The organism is Tenacibaculum litoreum (assembly GCF_964513915.1).
GTDB classification, from domain to species: domain Bacteria; phylum Bacteroidota; class Bacteroidia; order Flavobacteriales; family Flavobacteriaceae; genus Polaribacter; species Polaribacter litoreum.
This window is the reverse complement of the sequence record NZ_CAZEQS010000002.1, coordinates 494,410-514,476: the sequence shown is the minus strand read 5'-3', so window position 1 is coordinate 514,476 and position 20,067 is coordinate 494,410. Positions and strand designations below refer to the sequence as shown.

The 20,067-nt window shown below is 31.3% G+C and carries 20 protein-coding genes; 6 read left to right on the top strand and 14 right to left on the bottom strand.

Features of this window, described 5'->3' with window-relative positions; genetic code table 11:
- Nucleotides 1-397: 397 nt before the first annotated feature.
- Nucleotides 398-1,891 carry a RagB/SusD family nutrient uptake outer membrane protein gene (locus ACKTTR_RS03685; protein WP_408026579.1) on the bottom strand — a complete coding sequence of 498 codons (1,494 nt, stop codon included), beginning with the start codon at nucleotides 1,889-1,891 and terminating at the stop codon, nucleotides 398-400.
- Nucleotides 1,892-1,903: 12 nt separating this feature from the next.
- Nucleotides 1,904-5,119 (bottom strand): SusC/RagA family TonB-linked outer membrane protein, encoded by a 3,216-nt coding sequence (locus tag ACKTTR_RS03680; protein ID WP_408026578.1) that lies wholly within the window; start codon nucleotides 5,117-5,119, stop codon nucleotides 1,904-1,906.
- 397 nt (nucleotides 5,120-5,516) lie between these two features.
- Between ACKTTR_RS03680 and ACKTTR_RS03675 the strand changes: the two genes are divergently transcribed.
- Nucleotides 5,517-6,287 (top strand): LytR/AlgR family response regulator transcription factor, encoded by a 771-nt coding sequence (locus ACKTTR_RS03675; protein WP_408026577.1) that lies wholly within the window; start codon nucleotides 5,517-5,519, stop codon nucleotides 6,285-6,287.
- A gap of 34 nt (nucleotides 6,288-6,321) precedes the next feature.
- Nucleotides 6,322-7,080 carry an ABC transporter substrate-binding protein gene (locus ACKTTR_RS03670; RefSeq protein ID WP_408026576.1) on the top strand — a complete coding sequence of 253 codons (759 nt, stop codon included), beginning with the start codon at nucleotides 6,322-6,324 and terminating at the stop codon, nucleotides 7,078-7,080.
- On the opposite strand, the gene ACKTTR_RS03665 is transcribed toward ACKTTR_RS03670, so the two are convergent.
- The 5 genes from ACKTTR_RS03665 to ACKTTR_RS03645 all read right to left on the bottom strand — a co-directional run bounded on the left by ACKTTR_RS03665 (nucleotide 7,063) and on the right by ACKTTR_RS03645 (nucleotide 10,974).
- Nucleotides 7,063-7,278, bottom strand: coding sequence for a hypothetical protein (locus ACKTTR_RS03665; RefSeq protein WP_240628324.1), 216 nt, complete (start codon nucleotides 7,276-7,278; stop codon nucleotides 7,063-7,065). The two genes, ACKTTR_RS03670 and ACKTTR_RS03665, sit on opposite strands and share 18 nt — an antisense overlap.
- A 148-nt stretch (nucleotides 7,279-7,426) precedes the next feature.
- Nucleotides 7,427-8,134: a DUF4197 domain-containing protein gene (locus ACKTTR_RS03660; protein ID WP_408026575.1), complete on the bottom strand. Its 708-nt coding sequence runs from the start codon at nucleotides 8,132-8,134 to the stop codon at nucleotides 7,427-7,429.
- Nucleotides 8,135-8,193: 59 nt separating this feature from the next.
- Complete coding sequence (locus ACKTTR_RS03655; protein WP_408026574.1) at nucleotides 8,194-8,358, bottom strand: DUF5522 domain-containing protein; 165 nt, start codon at nucleotides 8,356-8,358, stop codon at nucleotides 8,194-8,196.
- 82 nt (nucleotides 8,359-8,440) lie between these two features.
- Complete coding sequence (locus ACKTTR_RS03650; RefSeq protein ID WP_408026573.1) at nucleotides 8,441-8,968, bottom strand: DUF4136 domain-containing protein; 528 nt, start codon at nucleotides 8,966-8,968, stop codon at nucleotides 8,441-8,443.
- Nucleotides 8,969-8,979: 11 nt separating this feature from the next.
- Nucleotides 8,980-10,974 carry a urocanate hydratase gene (locus tag ACKTTR_RS03645; RefSeq protein WP_408026572.1) on the bottom strand — a complete coding sequence of 665 codons (1,995 nt, stop codon included), beginning with the start codon at nucleotides 10,972-10,974 and terminating at the stop codon, nucleotides 8,980-8,982.
- Nucleotides 10,975-11,274: 300 nt separating this feature from the next.
- Here ACKTTR_RS03645 and ACKTTR_RS03640 point away from each other — a divergent pair, with 300 nt between their 5' ends.
- Together ACKTTR_RS03640 and ACKTTR_RS03635 are read left to right on the top strand one after the other, a co-directional pair.
- The gene (locus ACKTTR_RS03640) at nucleotides 11,275-11,598 is read left to right on the top strand and encodes a hypothetical protein (RefSeq protein ID WP_408026571.1); all 324 of its coding nucleotides are present in this window, start codon (nucleotides 11,275-11,277) and stop codon (nucleotides 11,596-11,598) included.
- A 70-nt stretch (nucleotides 11,599-11,668) separates the two neighbouring features.
- The gene (locus ACKTTR_RS03635) at nucleotides 11,669-15,094 is read left to right on the top strand and encodes a methylmalonyl-CoA mutase family protein (protein WP_408026570.1); all 3,426 of its coding nucleotides are present in this window, start codon (nucleotides 11,669-11,671) and stop codon (nucleotides 15,092-15,094) included.
- A gap of 59 nt (nucleotides 15,095-15,153) precedes the next feature.
- Here the strand turns inward: ACKTTR_RS03635 and ACKTTR_RS03630 are convergent, their stop codons facing one another.
- From ACKTTR_RS03630 to ACKTTR_RS03605, 6 genes are all read right to left on the bottom strand, one after another.
- Nucleotides 15,154-15,858 carry a YqjF family protein gene (locus ACKTTR_RS03630; protein ID WP_408026569.1) on the bottom strand — a complete coding sequence of 235 codons (705 nt, stop codon included), beginning with the start codon at nucleotides 15,856-15,858 and terminating at the stop codon, nucleotides 15,154-15,156.
- A 90-nt stretch (nucleotides 15,859-15,948) separates the two neighbouring features.
- Nucleotides 15,949-16,332, bottom strand: a complete 384-nt coding sequence (locus ACKTTR_RS03625) for a hypothetical protein (protein WP_408026568.1) — start codon at nucleotides 16,330-16,332, stop codon at nucleotides 15,949-15,951.
- Nucleotides 16,333-16,357: 25 nt separating this feature from the next.
- The gene (locus tag ACKTTR_RS03620) at nucleotides 16,358-16,843 is read right to left on the bottom strand and encodes a hypothetical protein (protein ID WP_408026567.1); all 486 of its coding nucleotides are present in this window, start codon (nucleotides 16,841-16,843) and stop codon (nucleotides 16,358-16,360) included.
- Nucleotides 16,812-17,195, bottom strand: a complete 384-nt coding sequence (locus ACKTTR_RS03615) for a hypothetical protein (protein ID WP_408026566.1) — start codon at nucleotides 17,193-17,195, stop codon at nucleotides 16,812-16,814. Before ACKTTR_RS03615 ends, ACKTTR_RS03620 begins: the two co-directional genes overlap by 32 nt.
- The gene (locus tag ACKTTR_RS03610) at nucleotides 17,192-17,557 is read right to left on the bottom strand and encodes a hypothetical protein (protein WP_408026565.1); all 366 of its coding nucleotides are present in this window, start codon (nucleotides 17,555-17,557) and stop codon (nucleotides 17,192-17,194) included. The genes ACKTTR_RS03615 and ACKTTR_RS03610 overlap by 4 nt, the downstream gene beginning before the upstream one ends.
- A gap of 38 nt (nucleotides 17,558-17,595) precedes the next feature.
- Nucleotides 17,596-18,102, bottom strand: coding sequence for a GbsR/MarR family transcriptional regulator (locus ACKTTR_RS03605; protein ID WP_408026564.1), 507 nt, complete (start codon nucleotides 18,100-18,102; stop codon nucleotides 17,596-17,598).
- Between the two features lie 122 nt (nucleotides 18,103-18,224).
- Between ACKTTR_RS03605 and ACKTTR_RS03600 the strand changes: the two genes are divergently transcribed.
- Together ACKTTR_RS03600 and ACKTTR_RS03595 are read left to right on the top strand one after the other, a co-directional pair.
- Nucleotides 18,225-18,707 carry an RNA polymerase sigma factor gene (locus ACKTTR_RS03600; RefSeq protein ID WP_099215997.1) on the top strand — a complete coding sequence of 161 codons (483 nt, stop codon included), beginning with the start codon at nucleotides 18,225-18,227 and terminating at the stop codon, nucleotides 18,705-18,707.
- Complete coding sequence (locus ACKTTR_RS03595; protein WP_408026563.1) at nucleotides 18,691-19,311, top strand: hypothetical protein; 621 nt, start codon at nucleotides 18,691-18,693, stop codon at nucleotides 19,309-19,311. Before ACKTTR_RS03600 ends, ACKTTR_RS03595 begins: the two co-directional genes overlap by 17 nt.
- 25 nt (nucleotides 19,312-19,336) lie before the next feature.
- Here ACKTTR_RS03595 and ACKTTR_RS03590 read toward each other — a convergent pair whose 3' ends face one another.
- Nucleotides 19,337-20,065 carry a hypothetical protein gene (locus tag ACKTTR_RS03590; protein WP_408026562.1) on the bottom strand — a complete coding sequence of 243 codons (729 nt, stop codon included), beginning with the start codon at nucleotides 20,063-20,065 and terminating at the stop codon, nucleotides 19,337-19,339.
- Nucleotides 20,066-20,067: the final 2 nt, after the last annotated feature.

The window sequence follows — 20,067 nt, the reverse complement described above, 5'->3', positions numbered from 1 at the left end:
GACATCTTATAAAAATAACAAAACACCAAGATAAATCTTAAAAAATATTTTTTTTAACAAAAAAACAATTAAAAAAACAACAAAAACACAAGAGAACAAGATAAAAAAAACAAAAAAAGCACTTATTAAACAAAATAATGCATAAAAAAAAGTCAAGGTTAATGACTCCCTGACTTTATAATTAATTCAAATAATTACACCAATGAAAACAAAGTTGGTATAAGTTGGCACAAATGTATCAAGCATAACTCTTCATTATTATAACTTTGATTTGAATTACCTTTTTTTTGAATTGAAAAACTATTACTTTAAGATGAAAAGGGCTGAGTTTTGTAAACTCAGCCCTTTCTTTTAGGGGAATGTCTATTCCTATAAGAAAATTGTTTTCCTAAAAGAATTAATTTATAAATGGATTGTTCTGAACTTCAGATTGTGGAATTTCTAGGGTAATTCTATTATCATTATACTTAATAGATTCACCTGCTAAATACACATGGTTTTCTCCTCTTGTTAATGTTTCTTTATTACGCTTTAAGGCTAAATAGCTTTTACCTTCTCCCCATAATTCTATACGAGTTTGTAAATAAATTTCATCTAAAAGGTCTTGACCAGATAAAGCATCTACGTATGCATAATCAGCTGCATCATCAAATCTTTGACCTAGTATATCTTTTAAACGGTTTTTAGCATCAGCTTCTAAACCTTCTTTTGCAGCCATTTCAGCTGATAAAAGATACATTTCGTCAACTCTCATGTAAATATAATCTGCCTCGATATTTCTTTGACCTCTAAATTGCTTGTTTACATCATAAAACTTATTTATTGGCATTAAATAGCTACCAGATACTGGGTCATTGTCAAATTGAGATTTTCTTACATCAGTTGGTTTAATTGCATCATATAAACCTTTATCTATTTGTTTTTTATCTCCAAAAGACTGATAACTGAATGTATAATAATCCATTTGTCCCCACCATGATACTAAGTCTAATCCGTTATCTAAAGTAATATCTACTCCCCACATCCAACTTGGATTAGTATAAACATCATTAAAACCTCCAACTACTTGAGTTTTTGAGGTAATAGGGTATTTACCAGAGTTAATAACATTTTCTGCTAATTCTCTTGCTCTTGTGATATCTGCAGCCTCACCTCTTGCTGCATATACATAAGCTAATAAACCTTCTGCTACTTCTTTATTAATTTGATATTTTCCACTTGGGGTAAAAGAATCTAGTAAAACTACTGCTTCTTCTAAATCTTTAATCATTAGTTCATAAACCTCAGCTGTAGTACTTTGCTCTTTTGCACTTGAATTTGCTACTGTGTATATAGGTAAAACCTTAGAGTTTGGTTCATACTCTTTAATATACAATTGGCTTAAATAAAAATAAGCATAAGCTCTCAATGCTTTAGCTTGCCCCATAGCATCTCTATTTGCATCGGTGATAGTAGCATCATTTCCTCCTAAAGACCTTATAACAAGATTACTACTATTGATTATTCTGTAATAATATCTCCATGCTATGTAATTTGGAGTATTAAAAGTGAAGTCTTCTGTAGCTAATAACTGAGCAACACCACTATACCTGTTATATACATTAGCTGCTAAAGCAAGGTCACCTGATAACATATCAGACACCACATCATATCCTTTTTGTCCATAATCTTCATGAGCTTCAGTCCCACCAGTCTCAGTTTGAAACATTGTTTCGTATACACCTCTAAGCGCTCCTTCAAGAACATTAGGATAGATTTCACCTGTTTCTGCAACATCTTCAACAGAAATATCTTCTGATGGTGTTTCTATTAAAAGTTCGTCGCCACAGCTAGATATTGTAAAGGCTAAAGCTGTTATAGCAACTGATTTTATATATTTTTTTAGTATCATATTTCTATTTTTTTAAAATTTAGCTCTTACTCCAAAAGTTATTGTCGTTAATGGTTGATAACGGTAAACATCTGAAGAACCAGTTTCTGATGTAGTTGGATTGAAACCATCTCTTTCGCTTAATAAGAATAAATTATCTCCAGATACCCAAAAGTTTAATGACTTAACTCCAGATTTTTCTATTAAGTTAGAAGGAATTGTATATCCTAACCTAACATTACTTAAAGACAAATAGTCTGTAGATGTAATAAATCTTGAAGAACGAGAATTTACTTGTACATTTCTATCACTAATTAATCTTGGAACATCAGTAACATCCCCTGGGTTCTTCCAACTATTTCTAATATCTGTGTGCCAGTTGTTTGCTCCTATTTGATCGTTATCCATTAAACCAGCATATACATTATCATAAGAATATCCTCCTAAACTATAACCAAATAATGTACTAAGTGTAAAATTGTGATATTTAGCATTGAATCTAAACGCACCTCTTATTGTTGGAATAATAGATTTATCTAGATACTTTTGAGTAGCATCACTATATTTACTAGTTGTTGTTTTACTTATAGACTTATCTGGGTTTAATGTTTTATATTCATATAAACTTCCAATACCTTCTCCATCATCTACAGTTCCATTATTGTTAGCATCATGATAATACTGTGTCCATAAAGGATTACCCGTTTGAGAATCAACTCCAGCCCATTCTCTCATGTAGAAATCGTAAATCCCTCTACCTTTAGCTCTACCGTAAGCTCCAGAGATATCTAATAATTTTCTTTCATTATTAGCTGGATCAATTGGCATTTGTGTTAACTCGTTGTCATACATTTCGCCGTTAACCCCAAAATCTAATTTAAAGTTTTCTTTTTCTACTAAATGAGCAGTGATATCAAATTCTAAACCTGAGTTTCTTAATTTACCATCATTTACATCTAAAATAGCATTACCTGTAGATGGAGCTAACCTAGTTTCAAAAATTAAGTCTTCAGTATTTTTAATATAATAATCTACAGAACCATCAATAATATCGTTAAATAATGTAAACTCTAAACCTGTTTGAAACATTTTTGATGTTTCCCAAGTTAAGCTAGGGTTTTGAATTGCGTTCGGACGTAAAGAGATTTCTCCTCCTAAGTTACCAATTGTATAAGTATCTTGACCTGAATAAATATCAACACCTGCTTGATCTCCTAAAATACCATAACTCGCTTTTAACTTTAAGAAATTAACGAACTCAACATTATTCATGAAATTTTCCTCAGACACTACCCATGAAGCTCCTACAGAACCAAATGTACCCCATTTTTTCTGGAAGAATCTAGATGAACCATCTCTACGAATAGCTCCAGATAAATAGTATTTTCTTAAATAATTATAAGAAACTTGACCAAAATAACTTTCTAAAGCTGTTTTTGTTTTATACCCTGTTGGCGGAGAAGATACATTAATATAATTATTCGCATCTGTTATCCCATTTTGTAAATTAACTATAGTATTTTTACTTAATGTACTTATCTCATATTCTCTTTGATTAGTTTCATGAGCTGCTAATGCTGAAATGTTATGATCTCCAAATGATTTATTATATCTAAAAATATTTAAAAAGTTCTGTGTCAAAGCACTTGACTTCGTTTGATAAAGAGTACCATTTTGTTTAACTGCAAAACCATAAAAAGGATTTTGAACATTATTATAAATTCTACTATAATGTTGAGCTCCATACTGAGTTTCAAACTCCAAACCTTCAGCTAAATCTACTTTAAAAGAGAAATTTCCGTTTAAAGAGTGACGTTCAGCTCCAACATAGTTGTACATGGCATCACCAATAGCATTGGTACCTCCACCAAAACCTCTATCTCTGTAGTCATATTGATTACCTCCATATTTAGAATCCTCAATAAAATCTCCATTAGCATCACGTTTAAACAAAGGATAAATAGAAGGAATGTTATCTGCATACCAGAAAATACTTCCAGAATCTTCTGATTGTCCATTCTGAATACTTTTACTTAAAGTATAACCTACATTAGCCTTGGCTGTTAACCACTCTGCAGGCTTATGTGTTAAATTTAACCTTGCAGCATATCTCTTATAACCAGAGTTTACAGAATAACCTTTATCATCCAAATATCCGAAAGAACTAAAGTATTTAGTTTTATCATCTCCTCCACTCATTTTAATGTTAGCTTCTGTTCTTATAGAAGGTTGAAAAGCATAATCATTCCAATCTTCAGGAGTATACTTTCTTGTTAAACCCGGTCTAACCTTACCTGTAACTGGATCTATAATTTGAGATACATCTGTTGTATTAAAATAGTTAAAATCAGCAGGTATCCCTATTCTATCTGAAAATAAATTTGCATTTGCATAAGCTGCTGCGTCTGTAGTAGGATCTATATCTAAACCTCTATTAGCCATAGCGTGCCATGATAATTCTAAATACTCATCTGGCGATTTAATTACATCATACCTTGGTAAAAACTGAAAGTTAACACCTGTTTTTAAATCAATTTCTACAGATGTAGCTCCTGATTTACCTGATTTAGTTGTAATCATAATTACACCATTTGCACCTCTAGAACCATAAATAGCAGTTGCAGAAGCATCTTTCAATACAGTAGTAGATGCAATATCTGATGGATTAATTGAGTTTATTGAACCTGAAAAAGGTACTCCATCTACCACATATAAAGGATCTCTATTTCCATTAACCGAACCAAATCCACGAATACGAATAGTAGCTACTGTTCCTGGTTGACCTGATGTATTAATAACATTAACACCAGCTACCTCTCCTGCTAATGCTTGAGAAACGTTAGATACACTTTTTGCTTCTAAATCTTCGGTCTTTACAACTTTTGCTGTACCTGTAAAAGATTGTTTTGTCGTTGTACCATAACCAACAACTACAATCTCATCTAATATATTAGTATCTTCTTTCATTAAAACATTTAGTTCTGAAGCTGCTCCCACAGTTCTTTCAGTTACTTGCATTCCAACGAAACTAAAAACTAAAACATCTCCTGTTTTTGCTTTTAATGAATACTTACCATCAAAGTCTGTTTCAGTACCTATAGTTGTACCCTTTAAGATTACATTTACACCAGGTAAAGGTCCTGCACTATCAGACACCACTCCAGTGATTTTTTTCTCCTGCGCACTCATATTCAGTAAAAAACCAAAAAAGAAGAATACACAGATTACATTTTTCCAATGTAGATTCATAAATTATTAAATTTTTATTAATTAACAGTTGTAAATCTAAAGGCTATAAGTTTTTGCTAACACTTATTTGAAGTTAACAACCTTTAATTTGATGTGAAAAAACAATTTTAAGAAGTCAACAACACTCTCATTAAAAACAGTCAAATATTAATTAATGTTAACTTTTTAAAAAACCTTTATTTTTATTGGTTTCATGAGCTGTTCTTCATTATTTTTGCCACTCGTTTTTATTTAAACAACAAATAAACAAATCCCTTCTATTTACTAATTATAGTCAGTATTATAAGTTTCAACAAACAACTTAATTTTTAATATTTATTTAACTAAACTTTAATAAATCATAAGTTAGGGTATCTCCTAGTTTTAACTGTTATAGCTGTTGGAAAACAAAATGCAAATGAAAGTATCAATTTTAATTGTTGACAATGAAAAAACTGCTCGATCTAGATTTAAAAAACTAGTAAGCGATTATAATTTTATAGAAATTGTTGGTGAATGTTCAGATGGTTTAGACGCTATAAAAAAAATCAACAACCTATCTCCTGATGTTGTTTACCTTGACACTAAGATAAACAATATGACTGGGTTTGATATTATAGAAAAAATAACTTTACCCAAAAAACCTATTTTTATTTTTACAGCTTCTTCTAATGAACATGCTGTAAAAGCTTTTGATTATTTTGCCTTTGATTACCTTTTAAAACCCCTAGAAGAAGACAGATTTTACGCTTCAATTAAAAAGGTTATTGACTACAAAAAAATAGAAAAGCTTTCTAGCTTAGACAACATCTTAGATTTTGTAAAAGACAGAACCCCTATAGAAATGCCCGTAAAAGGGACCAAGATCAATATTAAATCAGGGAACAAAATAATCTTCTTAGAGCGAAACACTATTAAGTATATTTCAGCGTCTGGATATTATGTAGAAATTTTTACTACGGATAATAAAAAGTACTTACTAAGAGAATCTCTATCTAGTATAATTAAAAGATTAAACTCTAACCTTTTTGTCAGGATTCATAGGTCTACTATTATCAACTCTAACTTTATTGATGAGATTATCACTTCAAATTATGGTGAAACAGATGTAAAAATTAATGATAATAAAACTTTCAGAGTAAGTAAAAGTTATAAAAAAGATTTTCAAGAGCTAATGGGAGTTAAATAATAACTCTTTATTTTTGAATCCTTACTTTTGCTTAATGAATATTGATAAAAAGTACAAAAGGATAATTTCTTTAGTTCCAAGTCAAACAGAACTTTTAGTTGACTTGGGACTTGAAGATAGTATTGTGGGAGTAACTAAATTCTGCATTCACCCAAAACATCTTTTAAAAACAAAAACAGTTGTTGGTGGTACAAAAAACATAAAAATAAATAAAATCAAGGAACTTCAACCTGATATTATTTTATGTAATAAAGAAGAAAATACTAAAGAAATAGTTGAAGCCTGCCAACAAATAGCATTTACTCATGTTTCTGATATTTTTACACTTACCGATTCCTTAGAATTAATTTCTCTTTACGGGAGTTTTTTTGAAAAGCAAGTTGAAGCAAAAAAAATGATTGGTGAATTAGAATCAAAAATATTTGATTTTAAAAAGTTTATTGTAAATCAAAAAAATAGAAAAGTTGCTTATTTTATTTGGAGAAATCCTTGGATGATTGCTGCAAATAATACTTTTATAAATCATTTGCTAGAATTAAATAAGTTTGAAAATATTTATACCAATGAAGTAAGGTATCCTGAAGTTAACTTAAAAGATATCCATAAGAAAAACCCAGAACTGATTTTACTATCTTCCGAACCTTTTCCTTTTAAAGAAAAACATATTATTGAAATAAAACAGTACACAAACAATAGCACTCCTATCTTAGTTGATGGTGAATACTTTTCTTGGTACGGTAGTAGACTGTTAAAAGCTTTTGATTACTTTAAGGAGTTACACAACAGGATTTGACATATCTTCGTCTAAATATTTTATTCTATTTAGCTTTTCTAATATCTTCATTGCTTTGAATGCTGAGCGGTCACTTTTACACTCATCTTCATACTTATAATCATTAGCCGTCTCAACCAATCTACGATATCTTTCTTCAAGATGTTTTCTGTATCTACGTAATTGATTAATTCTTGACATTTCTAATTGGGTTAACACGGATTATAAATATACATATTTATTTGATTTACAACTATATAAAATATTAATTAAATATAAAATGGGGAAAATACCCTTAACCCTTTTGTATAAACACAAAAAAAACTCTTGACTTCAAGAGTTTTTTTATTATAAGCAATAATTTATACTACCTATTATCTTGTAACGCAAATACCTGACGCAATAATGCTGTATTACGTAATCCTACTTTATTACGTATTCCTTTTTCTTCAACAGCAATCATAGTAAATACACCATCCAACGCTTCAGTTGTTACGTAGTCTGTTAAGTCTGGATTCACTTTTTTTACAAATGGAATACTATTGTACTTTGAAATTAAATTCGACCAAATTTTATCAGCACCTACTTTCGAAAATGAGTTTTTAATCACTGGATTAAACTCAGCATATAATGCAGAAGTTGTTTTTCCTTCTAAATAAGAAGTTGCAGCATTATCAGCCCCTAATAAAATATTCTTTGCATCGTTAAATGTAATTTCTTTAACAGCATTTACAAAAATTGGAGTCGCTGTTTTTACAGCATCTTCAGCAGTTCTATTAATTGCTTTTAAACCTTCATCTGCTAAATTACCTAAGCCAATCTTACGCAATCCTTTATCTACAGCCTGTAATTCTTCTGGTAATAAAATTTTCACCAAGTCATTCTTATAAAAACCATCTTTTGAAGTTAATTTTGTTACTTGATGCTGAATACCATTATCTAACGCTTGGCGCAAACCATTACCAATTTGCTCTTGTGTTAATATTCCTCCTTGTGGTAATTGATTTACTACTTTTTGTAATTCTGCACACCCCATAAAAGTAAGTGCAATAAAGAATACTGTAATTTTTTTCATGTCTACTTGTTTGATTTTATTTATATTTTTTAGAAACAATAAACTAATTATTGTCACATTTATTTGAAACTATCGGTATTTTTATCATATCCATACGGACAATGTTTACAGCCGTTTTTACAACAATACCCGCGGCGTAAATGGTACGCTTCTTTAAAAACCCTATATCCTTGTTCATTAGTATAATATTCTTCAGGAGTGGGTTTTAATATCTTATTTCTCATGCTACAAATATCATAAAAAAATACGTTAAACAGACTTTATGTTTCTGCTTAACGTATTTGTATATCTTAAAAAATTTAAATCTTACTTTTTAGCATTAGGTGGATACTCCGCCATAATTTCAGCTACAAATTCTTTAATACGTGCCTCTTTTCTTTCTACACTACTTGTACTTAAAGCTCCTGTTCCTATTCCTTGCCATACTAACTCTTTTTTATCAGCATCTAACAAATCAATAAACAAAGTTCCTTCTGTGTATTGAGAAACGGTTACAGGGCTTGGACCATAATACCATGGATAATAAAATCCTCCATAGTAATTATCGTTCACATTTATACGCTCTCGTGATTTGGTAAATAAACTTACCAATACATCAGGCGAAGCTGATTTAGTCATTCCTTTGGCCATCAACTCTGCTTCAATAGCACGCATAATACGTTTTTTATCCAAATCAGAGATTGGAGCTTTGTCTATGCCTGTTTTATAAAACGCAAATGTTTTATACTGATTAAAATCAGTTTGTGTATCATAATCCGTTACAACCCTTACCGAACTACACGAAGTAATTAGTAAAGCTACAATTGGCAAAAAAAGTAATTTTAAATTTTTCATTTTCTTAGGGTTTACATGTTTTCTAATAACGCATCGTCCACTAAGTTTGGAAGTGTAACTTTTAGTTTCTTTTCAACCTCCATTGCACGTTTAATAGCAAAAACAGCTTCGTCATTTCGTGCCCAACTACGTCTTGCAATTCCGTTATTCACATCCCAGAAAAGCATTGATTTTAAGCGCCTTGATGCATCTTTAGAACCATCAAGAAGCATGCCAAATCCACCATTAATTACTTCTCCCCAGCCTACTCCACCTCCATTGTGGATAGAAACCCAAGTAGCTCCTCTAAAACTATCTCCTATTACATTATGAATTGCCATATCTGCTGTAAAACGAGAACCATCATAAATATTAGAAGTTTCACGGTAAGGTGAATCTGTTCCAGAAACATCGTGGTGATCACGACCTAACACTACTGGACCTATTTTTCCTTTCTTAATAGCCTTATTAAACGCTTCTGCTATTTTCATACGTCCTTCAGCATCTGCATATAAAATACGCGCTTGTGAACCTACTACTAACTTATTCTCTTGCGCTCCTTTAATCCACTGAATGTTATCCGCCATTTGCTGTTGGATTTCTTCTGGAGATTTTTTCATGATTTTCTCCAACACCTTACAAGCAATAGCATCTGTTTTCGCTAAATCTTCTGGTTTCCCTGATGTACATACCCAACGGAAAGGACCAAAACCATAATCGAAACACATAGGTCCCATAATATCTTGTACATAACTAGGGTACTTGAACTCTCTTCCTAAAGTCGGATTTGGACTCATTACATCAGCACCTGCTCTACTCGCTTCTAATAAAAAAGCATTACCATAATCAAAGAAATAGGTTCCTTTTTCAGTATGTTTATTGATTGCTTTAGCGTGACGACGTAAAGTTTCCTGTACTTTTTCTTTGAATAACTCAGGATTATTCGCCATCATTTCGTTTGATTCTTCAAACGATATATCAACTGGATAATATCCTCCAGCCCACGGATTGTGCAGCGAAGTTTGGTCTGAACCTAAATCGATATACACATCTTCTTCAGCAAATTTTTCCCATACATCAACTACATTTCCTAGATATGCTAAAGAAACTACTTCTTTGTTTTCTTTTGCTTTACGAACACGTGCTACCAATTCATCTAAATCAGTGATTTTTTCATCAATCCAACCTTGATCTAATCGAACCTGAGTTATTTTTGGATTCACCTCAGCACACACTGTAATACAACCAGCAATATTTCCTGCTTTTGGTTGCGCTCCACTCATTCCGCCTAAACCAGCAGTAACAAATAAGTTTCCTTCTGGTGATTTTCCTATTTTTCTAAATCCATTTAACACAGTAATTGTTGTTCCATGTACAATTCCTTGTGGACCTATATACATGTAACTTCCTGCTGTCATTTGCCCATATTGAGTTACACCCAAAGCATTAAACTTTTCCCAATCATCTGGCTTTGAATAATTAGGAATCATCATACCATTAGTCACCACCACTCTTGGAGCATCTTTATGTGATGGAAATAATCCCATTGGGTGCCCTGAGTACATTACTAACGTTTGTTTATTTGTCATTTCAGACAAGTACTTCATGGTCAACAAGTACTGAGCCCAATTAGAAAATACTGCTCCATTCCCCCCATAGGTAATTAATTCGTGAGGATGTTGCGCTACTGCGTAATCCAAATTATTTTGAATCATCACCATAATAGCCTTTGCTTGTTCAGATTTCCCTGGGTACTCCTCGATAGGACGCGCATACATTTTATAGTCAGGACGGAAACGGTACATATAAATTCGTCCGTACTTTTCTAACTCTTCAGCAAACTCTGGTAATAACTCTTCGTGATGTTGTTTATCAAAATAACGCAACGCATTACGTAAAGCCAATTTTTTTTCTTCATCAGTTAAAATTTCCTTACGCTTTGGTGCGTGATTTATTGTAGTATCATACTCCTTTTTTGGAGGTAATGCAGTTGGTATTCCTTGTTTTATTTGTTCTTTAAAAGTCATTTTATACGGTTTTTTAGTTTTCAATAAAAAGTTGAAAACTTGTTAAGTTTAAATCTGTTGATAATCGTAAAAATGAAAAAAACTATGGATAACGGATATCTGCTCGGTGATACTGAGCTTCAATCCTCTTTTTATATTTTAAAGTTAAAAAATCCATCTTCTTTGAAGTTTGCACAAATATAAGTCTATACTGTTAAAAACCGTACTTTTAAAAAGTATAAATTTTATCCTTATTTTATTTCTTCTTACATTCCTAACAATAAATTGTACCTTTGGTAAGTTTATTGCATAAACAGGTTTATGATATTTATTTCAAAACATATAATTCCAAAAGGTTTTGCTGGAATGACATTATACCCTTTTATCTTTTTAAAAAGAGAAGATTTAAAAGGAAATCCTGTTTTAATAAACCATGAAAAAATTCATTTAAAGCAACAGTTAGAATTATTAATTGTTTTCTTCTACCTATTTTATTTTCTAGAATGGTTTATCAAACTGCTAATTTATCGTAATACTTCAAAAGCTTACAGCAATTTAAGTTTTGAACGAGAGGCTTATCAAAATGAGCATAATTTAGAATATATCTCTACTCGGAAGAGATGGGCTTTCCTTTCTTATTTATAATTGTTAAAACATCCGTCTATTTTTTAAGATTTCCGTAAATTGCGTACCCGAAAATTAAGACAATTTACGAATGGAACAAATAACTCCCTATAAACCTAAACACAAAGTACGAATTGTAACTGCGGCTTCTTTATTTGATGGACACGATGCTGCCATTAATATTATGCGCCGAATTATTCAATCTACTGGGGTTGAAGTAATTCACTTAGGACATGATAGAAGCGTTGAAGAAGTAGTAAACTGTGCTATTCAAGAAGACGCAAATGCAATTGCTATGACTTCGTACCAAGGTGGACACAACGAGTACTTTAAGTACATGTACGATTTATTGCAAGAAAAAGGAGCTGGACATATTAAAATATTTGGTGGTGGTGGTGGAGTAATTCTTCCTGAGGAAATCAAAGAATTGATGGACTACGGAATTACTCGTATTTACTCTCCTGATGATGGTCGTGAATTGGGATTACAAGGAATGATTAATGATTTAGTTCAACAATCAGATTTTGCCATTGGAGATACATTAAATGGAGAAGTAGATAAATTAGCCGATAAAGAAGTTGGTAGTATTGCTCGTGTAATTTCTGCTGCTGAGAACTTCCCAGAAGTTGCTAAAGAAGCTTTAGAAACCATTCATAAAAAAAATAAAAATTCTAAAACCCCTGTTTTAGGAATCACTGGTACAGGTGGTGCTGGTAAATCGAGTTTAGTTGACGAATTAGTTCGTCGTTTCTTAATTGATTTTCCAGAGAAAACTATCGGATTAATTTCTGTGGATCCATCGAAAAGAAAAACAGGTGGTGCCTTATTAGGTGACCGTATTCGTATGAATGCGATTAATAACGAACGTGTATATATGCGTTCATTAGCTACACGTCAGTCAAACTTAGCATTATCAAAATATGTGAATGAGGCTGTAGAAGTTTTAAAAGCAGCGGAGTTTGACCTAATTATTTTAGAAACTTCAGGAATCGGGCAATCAGATACCGAGATTATTGAACATTCTGATACTTCTTTGTATGTAATGACTCCTGAATTTGGTGCAGCTACTCAGTTAGAAAAAATCGACATGCTTGATTTTGCTGATTTAGTAGCCATCAACAAATTTGATAAAAGAGGTGCTTTAGATGCCTTACGCGATGTAAAAAAGCAATACATGCGTAACAACAATTTATGGGATGTTCACATGGATGACATGCCTGTTTTTGGAACGATTGCATCACAATTCAACGATCCAGGAATGAATTCGTTGTACAAAGCAATCATGGATAAGTTAGTTGAAAAAACAGGAGCTGATTTACAATCTACTTTTGAAATTACAAAAGAAATGTCTGAAAAGATATTTGTAATTCCACCTAGTAGAACTCGTTATTTATCTGAAATTTCAGAAAACAACCGCGCCTATGATAAAACGGTTAATGAGCAAGAAAAAGTAGCTCAAAAATTATATGGAATTTTCAAAACTATTGAAAGTGTTTCTGAATCTGAAATAGTACTAGATAAATCAGGAATTGAAGAAACTTCTATTAACAAAACAGAAGAAAACAAAGATTTTCTTAAGCTTTTAATTGCCGAATTTGATCGTGTTAAAATGGATTTAGACCCTTATAACTGGGAAATCATTTTAAACTGGCAAGAGAAAGTAAAAAAATACAAAGATCCTATCTACTCATTTAAAGTACGTGATAAGGAAATTAAAATAGAAACTCATACAGAATCACTTTCACACACTCAAATTCCGAAAGTAGCCTTACCAAAATACCAAGCTTGGGGTGATTTATTACGTTGGAATTTACAAGAAAATGTTCCAGGTGAATTTCCATATGCGTCAGGATTATATCCGTTTAAGCGTACTGGAGAAGATCCAACGCGTATGTTTGCTGGTGAAGGTGGACCTGAACGTACTAACCGTCGTTTCCACTATGTAAGTTTAGGAATGCCAGCAAAACGTCTTTCTACAGCTTTTGATTCGGTTACTTTATACGGTAACGATCCAGGACACAGACCTGATATTTATGGTAAAATTGGTAATGCAGGAGTATCTATTTGTTGTTTAGACGATGCTAAAAAATTATATTCTGGTTTCGATTTAAGTCATGCTATGACTTCTGTTTCTATGACTATTAATGGTCCTGCTCCGATGTTATTAGGATTCTTTATGAATGCAGCGATTGATCAGAATTGTGAGAAATACATCAAAGAGCACAAATTAGAAAAAAAGGTTGAAGCGAAACTTAAAGAATTATACGACGACAAAGGAATTGACAGACCAAAATACAACGGTGATTTACCAGAAGGTAATGACGGATTAGGTTTGTTATTACTAGGTGTTACTGGTGATCAAATTTTACCTGCAGATGTTTATGCTGAAATTAAAGCAAATACTTTAGCACAAGTACGTGGTACGGTTCAAGCTGATATTTTAAAAGAAGATCAAGCACAGAACACGTGTATTTTCTCTACGGAATTTGCTTTGCGTTTAATGGGAGATGTTCAAGAATATTTTATTGAGAAAAATGTTCGTAATTTCTATTCTGTATCTATTTCAGGGTATCATATTGCAGAAGCTGGTGCAAACCCTATTACACAGTTAGCATTAACCTTAGCAAACGGATTCACCTACGTAGAATACTACTTATCAAGAGGAATGGATATCAATAAGTTTGGACCAAACTTATCGTTCTTCTTCTCTAATGGTATTGATCCTGAATACGCCGTGATTGGTCGTGTAGCTCGTAAAATTTGGGCAAAAGCTTTAAAATATAAATATGGAGCTAACGCTCGTGCTCAAATGTTAAAATATCATATTCAAACTTCTGGACGTTCATTACACGCTCAAGAAATTGACTTTAATGATATTCGTACAACTTTACAGGCACTGTATGCTATTTACGACAACTGTAACTCGTTACATACGAATGCATATGACGAAGCAATTACAACGCCTACAGAAGAATCTGTACGTCGTGCGATGGCAATTCAATTAATTATTAATAAAGAATTAGGATTGGCTAAAAACGAAAATCCAATCCAAGGCTCATTTATCATTGAAGAATTAACTGATTTAGTTGAGGAAGCAGTATTAACTGAGTTCGATAGAATTACAGAACGTGGTGGTGTTTTAGGAGCGATGGAAACGATGTACCAACGTTCTAAAATTCAAGAAGAGAGTTTATACTATGAAACCCTAAAACATACAGGTGAATTCCCAATTATTGGAGTAAACACCTTCTTAAGTTCTAAAGGTTCTCCAACAGTTACTCCGCAAGAAGTGATTCGAGCTACTGAGGAAGAAAAACAATTCCAAATCAAAACGAAAGAGAACTTAAATAAAGCTCATGAAGATAAAATAGAGCAACTTTTATCTGAAATGCAATCGGCTGCAATTAACAATCAAAATCTTTTTGAAAAGTTAATGGACGCTACCAAAGTTTGTTCGTTGGGTCAAATTACTGCTTCATTGTTTGAAGTTGGTGGTCAATACAGACGAAACATGTAAACAAACAATGTTTGCATATAAATATCAAAGCCTCACTTAAAATTAAGTGAGGCTTTTGTTTATAAAACTGTTTTATTCTCTACACTAATTTTAGAACCTTCTAATAGAAATACCGAAGCAGGTTCTATGCTCTTTAAAAAAGAAAAGCTTTCTCCATAAGTTGCTTTAAAATCAATGTCAATTGTATAATTAACTACTGGATAATATTTCCATGTAGGGTGCTTTACTTCATATTCAGTTGTTCTATTTTTATCTTTTGCATAACCCCAATAATGTTCTGCTATAAATTCAATTTTGGTATTGGGTTCAATAGCAACTAACTTTGATTCACTTTCAACAGCAATGGTATTAGATTCTCCATTTACTTTCCAATGATAAGACACCTTGATTTCTTTTTCGTTAAAATGCCAATTATGCCTCATTGGTAATGTTTGATAATTTTCTTTATAAACAGTGTTTGCAATGAAAGTAATAGCAGGCTTGGGTACAATTTCTTTAATAAAAACTACTCCCCTTTTATACTTATCTCCTTCTTTTCTTTTTACATAAAACCGAAGATTCACTTCTTCAAAATTTGTATGAAAGGGTACTTTTACTCCTAATAGTTTTGTATTTATAAACATAAACCCTACTAAACTCACATAACATTTATCATCATAATAATCTAACTCTGTTCCTTTGGGTACAAAAGGCAGTAATACTTTTGGGTTAACTTCGTAATTTGACATCACCAGTTTTCGCCATTCAGCTTTTAAAAAACTCATCTAATTCTATTTTTAATCAATTCACAAACCTCATAGGTAAATACTTATGAGGTTCACTTTTTCTTTTTCTAATATGTTAAGCAACTTCCCCTAACTATTTTCTTGTCTCTTTAATTTTATGTTTTCTATTTTACTTGCTTTTCTACCCTTCAAAAAGAAGATAATAAAGAAGATCATAACAGCCCCCAAATAAATAGAAAATCCTCCAATTTTAGCGCTCAGCGCTTCTACCAAACCCTTATAATCTGTTAATCTATAAACTTGAATAATTCTTAATGCGAAACCTATGTTTAGCAGATAAAAACCTATTTTAAATAACTTGTTTGTAGCAAATGCAATTTCTTGTTTTTGATTAAAAATATCTAACATAAATATTTTACTATTTTTAAATAAGTGCTGTGATACAAATGTTGTTAATCCGATGCTCACAGGTAGATAGATTAAATACGCTACTAATTCTAATGAAGTATTCATGATTTACTTTTTTATTGATTATTACTTATAATTCCCTAGTCATTTGTCCTAGGTTTATTTTTTCGGCCTTTGTAAACTTTATGTCTCTAACTAAAGACATATCTTTCCATAAATATGTGTGTCCTTTAAGACCTTGGGTTATTCTTACTCTTCTTTGCATGGCTCTTTTTTCAATTTCAGTTGCCTCCCTCCTTTCACCTAATTCTCCATATAATTTTACTCCTGGATAGCTAGAAAATTTACCTTTGAACAAAGATCTCAACCAAAACCGTTTGCTATTATTCACCGCTATAACACATATTTTATTGTTTGTTTTTGCGTGTTTATTAAGCTTTGTTGCAAACTTTTCAAAATAAAATCCTGTTTGATTTTTGTTAAAGAACAGAGATCCAATAGGTGTTACTGTAGGTTCATTTTGATCGTTTACTGAAGCTATTGCTAAAAACATGTTTCTTCTTAGGCTGTTTTTAAAATGGCTCTTAATACTTTTCCAATTTGTTTTTATATCCATAATCATGAGATTTTTGTTTTAATTTCTTATGTAATACGCTAACCATATAAAGGTTACTAAAATGAAGAATGCCAATAATAATTAGAATAAAGCTTACTCTTGAACATAGTTCTACTACCACTTCTTCTATACTCATAATTTTATTAATTGATGCTAAACTCCAAACTGCTAATCCTATATTTAAACAGTAGTAGGCTACCAGTAAAATATTATTAATTCCGTTAGCTAATTCTTGCTTATGCGGAAAATAGCTTCTTATATAAATCTTTCCGTTTTGGAAACAGTAATTACCAACATATAAAACAATGACAATAGAAATTACTAAATAGAGTGTGTAAGTAATTTGAATCATGTTAATCTAATTTTTATTTTTTCCAGAATAAATGTCAAATACGCCGCTAAAGACATTGGGATGATAATTATCCAGATGATTGGTATATAAAAACTATCAGTATTTCCTGTTATATTAAGCAAATACCATAACGTAAAGTATAACACAACCATTATTACATAAGAAGCTATTCTTTTTACCTCAACATCATTCAGTTTTGTCCAAAAGCCTAGCAGAACTAATGTTGCTAAAACATGAAAAGCTCCTAATAAAATTTCAGCATACATTCCATAAAGAGATAAGTAAAAAGAAATTAACAATCCACAAGTAAAAAACATTAAAAGTCTATTTATATAAGTTAATATTTTAATTGTATTTTTCATATTTTCAGAAATTTTTGAAAGTTTATAAGCAAATTTTTTTACTTTTTTATCATTTTAGTAAAGTTTGATAACAACCAATGCTCATCAGCTTTGATAGCATTTTCTAAAATACCATTTACCGTTTTGGTTACGGACGATAAATCGTTCATCACCTTTTTAAATGCTTCAGCTTCTTCCGAAGTGTCTTTAACATCTTCTTGTAATTCGTCTAACACTTTTAAAACTGGCTCTATCTCTCTTTTTTTACGCTCTTTTGTTATTTGTTTAAACAGTTCCCAAATATCTTTATCGGCGACAAAAAACTCCTTGCGCTCACCTACAACAAATTCTTTACTTACAATTCCCCAATCAATCAAAGCACGAACATTCATATTTACGTTACCTCTAGAAATTTTTAAAGTTTCCATAATTTCATCAGCAGAGAGCGGTTTTGTTGAAACCAATAATAAAGCATGTACTTGCGCCATCGTTTTATTAATTCCCCAATTAGTGGCTAAACTACCCCAAGTATGAATATATTTTAATTTCGCGTCTTCTAGTTTCATACCAGAAATATATAACAAATTATTAAACTTTCAATAATTACTGAAAATAAAATATTTTAAAAATTTATCTATTCTCTTGTAATAATTTTACTTTTCAGAATACCTATCAAGAAAACCAAATTTTGAGTAACGATTTTTATATAACATCCATTTTACCACATGCTGGTATTATTATTAAAATATGCAGAGCTTATACGGACTCTCAAGAGGATTTTGAAGACTTTTATCAAGAGGCCTGTTTACAAATATGGAAAAGTAGAGATGCATTTCAGAACAAATCTAAATGGTCTACTTGGATTTACAGAATTACGCTAAATGTTTGTTTAACCTTAGCAAAGAGAAATGCTAAAAAAGAATATTCTTTAGAGAAAACTCCCAATTTATCAGAGGATAATAAAGCTTTTCAAAACGAAGATTTAAACTTGTTATATGATGCTATTAAAAAATTATCTGAAGTCGACAGAGCGATAATTTTACTGCATTTAGAAGAAAATCCTTACAAAGAAATTGCTGCAATTATTGGAACTAGCGCTAACAATATTGCAGTACGCATTAACAGAATTAAAAAACAATTAAAAATATTATTAGATGGAAAAATCAATTGAAAAAAGATGGAATGAAGCTTTTATTAATGAACAATCATTAATAGCTCCAAAAATCAACGATATATACAACCAGAAATCTAAATCGGTTATTAATAAAATTAAAAGAACCTACGAGTTTGACAATAAAGGATTGCTACCTATGGCAGGAATTGTAGTTATTGGGGGAATTCTCTTATCTGAAACTATTATTGGTGCATACGGTGCTTTTTTAATCTTAAGTTTGTATTTCTTTAACTCGAGATTACTAAAAAGGTTTAACTCTATCGATGTAAAGTCCGATAATTTAACTTATTTAAAAAACTATAGAAGCGTAATTAACTCAGTATCTAAAGCCACAAAAAAGTTATTTGTTTTTGCAATTCCATTAGCTATTGTATCAATTTTTGCTCTGGCTTATGCTGTTAAAGAAAAAAGCTTTCTATCTAACTATATTTCCAGTGACTCTTCATTCTTAGAAATTATAGGAGTTGGGCTCATTGTAGCAATTGTAACTGGAATTATTGGTTTCGTGGTATACAACATCTCAACTCGAATTTTATATCATAGTCTTATATCAAAACTCGATGATATTATTAAAGAGATGGAAGAATTAAAAACCTCTTAATTAATCATAAACCAGAATTATTCTTTTATAATTCTGGTTTATTTTTTGTCCTAGTTCGTTTGCGAAGTTTAAAAATCCTATCGTCATAATAGGCTTTTAGTTCGTCAACAAACGACATAGGATTTTTGTACGTTGTTAAAACTTTGTAGGTATAACTATCTAACAAATCAGTTAATTGTTTTTCTAAACGTTCAATCTCATTTTTTAAATAAGTGGCATTACTAGTTGTTTTCTTAACTAATGAAATATCTTTATTAAAATTCATCATCGTATTACCTCCAAAGATATGTGCATGAAAAGCTTCTAACTCTTCCAAGCTTCCGTTTTGATATATCTCTATCAGTTTTGTTGTTGTTTCTAATGCCTTTTGTTGCTCTTTTTCTTGCATTGAAAATTTATCAGGATGCACATACAACATTGCCTCTTTATATAATCTTTTCTTCTCTTTTTGATTTGTTTTTTCTGCTACTTCTTTTTTTGAAATGGGTACAATACCTGTAGGTTCTTTGTAATTTTTACCTTTCCGCTTTTGCTCTAACCTTTTCTCTTTTTTAGCTTTCTTTTGCTCCTTATATAAAACTGTTAATTCTCTTTCTTCTATTAACAAATCGGCAATTTCATTTCGTAACGATTGTTCAAAAGGAAATAACTTAGTCTCAATTGCTTCAATCTTAGTTTTTAATGCATTAATTTTCTCTTTTAAGTTTAAAATAGCGTCTGAATCAGCATCGACAGGAAAATGGTTCTCACTCATAA

Excerpts from the sequence above, each read along its gene's own strand:
- ACKTTR_RS03685 (WP_408026579.1), bottom strand. The coding sequence starts at position 1,891 with ATGATACTAAAAAAATATATAAAATCAGTTGCTATAACAGCTTTAGCC.
- ACKTTR_RS03680 (WP_408026578.1), bottom strand. The coding sequence starts at position 5,119 with ATGAATCTACATTGGAAAAATGTAATCTGTGTATTCTTCTTTTTTGGT.
- ACKTTR_RS03675 (WP_408026577.1), top strand. The coding sequence starts at position 5,517 with ATGAAAGTATCAATTTTAATTGTTGACAATGAAAAAACTGCTCGATCT.
- ACKTTR_RS03670 (WP_408026576.1), top strand. The coding sequence starts at position 6,322 with ATGAATATTGATAAAAAGTACAAAAGGATAATTTCTTTAGTTCCAAGT.
- ACKTTR_RS03660 (WP_408026575.1), bottom strand. The coding sequence starts at position 8,134 with ATGAAAAAAATTACAGTATTCTTTATTGCACTTACTTTTATGGGGTGT.
- ACKTTR_RS03655 (WP_408026574.1), bottom strand. The coding sequence starts at position 8,358 with ATGAGAAATAAGATATTAAAACCCACTCCTGAAGAATATTATACTAAT.
- ACKTTR_RS03650 (WP_408026573.1), bottom strand. The coding sequence starts at position 8,968 with ATGAAAAATTTAAAATTACTTTTTTTGCCAATTGTAGCTTTACTAATT.
- ACKTTR_RS03645 (WP_408026572.1), bottom strand. The coding sequence starts at position 10,974 with ATGACTTTTAAAGAACAAATAAAACAAGGAATACCAACTGCATTACCT.
- ACKTTR_RS03640 (WP_408026571.1), top strand. The coding sequence starts at position 11,275 with ATGATATTTATTTCAAAACATATAATTCCAAAAGGTTTTGCTGGAATG.
- ACKTTR_RS03635 (WP_408026570.1), top strand. The coding sequence starts at position 11,669 with ATGGAACAAATAACTCCCTATAAACCTAAACACAAAGTACGAATTGTA.
- ACKTTR_RS03630 (WP_408026569.1), bottom strand. The coding sequence starts at position 15,858 with ATGAGTTTTTTAAAAGCTGAATGGCGAAAACTGGTGATGTCAAATTAC.
- ACKTTR_RS03625 (WP_408026568.1), bottom strand. The coding sequence starts at position 16,332 with ATGAATACTTCATTAGAATTAGTAGCGTATTTAATCTATCTACCTGTG.
- ACKTTR_RS03620 (WP_408026567.1), bottom strand. The coding sequence starts at position 16,843 with ATGGATATAAAAACAAATTGGAAAAGTATTAAGAGCCATTTTAAAAAC.
- ACKTTR_RS03615 (WP_408026566.1), bottom strand. The coding sequence starts at position 17,195 with ATGATTCAAATTACTTACACACTCTATTTAGTAATTTCTATTGTCATT.
- ACKTTR_RS03610 (WP_408026565.1), bottom strand. The coding sequence starts at position 17,557 with ATGAAAAATACAATTAAAATATTAACTTATATAAATAGACTTTTAATG.
- ACKTTR_RS03605 (WP_408026564.1), bottom strand. The coding sequence starts at position 18,102 with ATGAAACTAGAAGACGCGAAATTAAAATATATTCATACTTGGGGTAGT.
- ACKTTR_RS03595 (WP_408026563.1), top strand. The coding sequence starts at position 18,691 with ATGGAAAAATCAATTGAAAAAAGATGGAATGAAGCTTTTATTAATGAA.
- ACKTTR_RS03590 (WP_408026562.1), bottom strand. The coding sequence starts at position 20,065 with ATGAGTGAGAACCATTTTCCTGTCGATGCTGATTCAGACGCTATTTTA.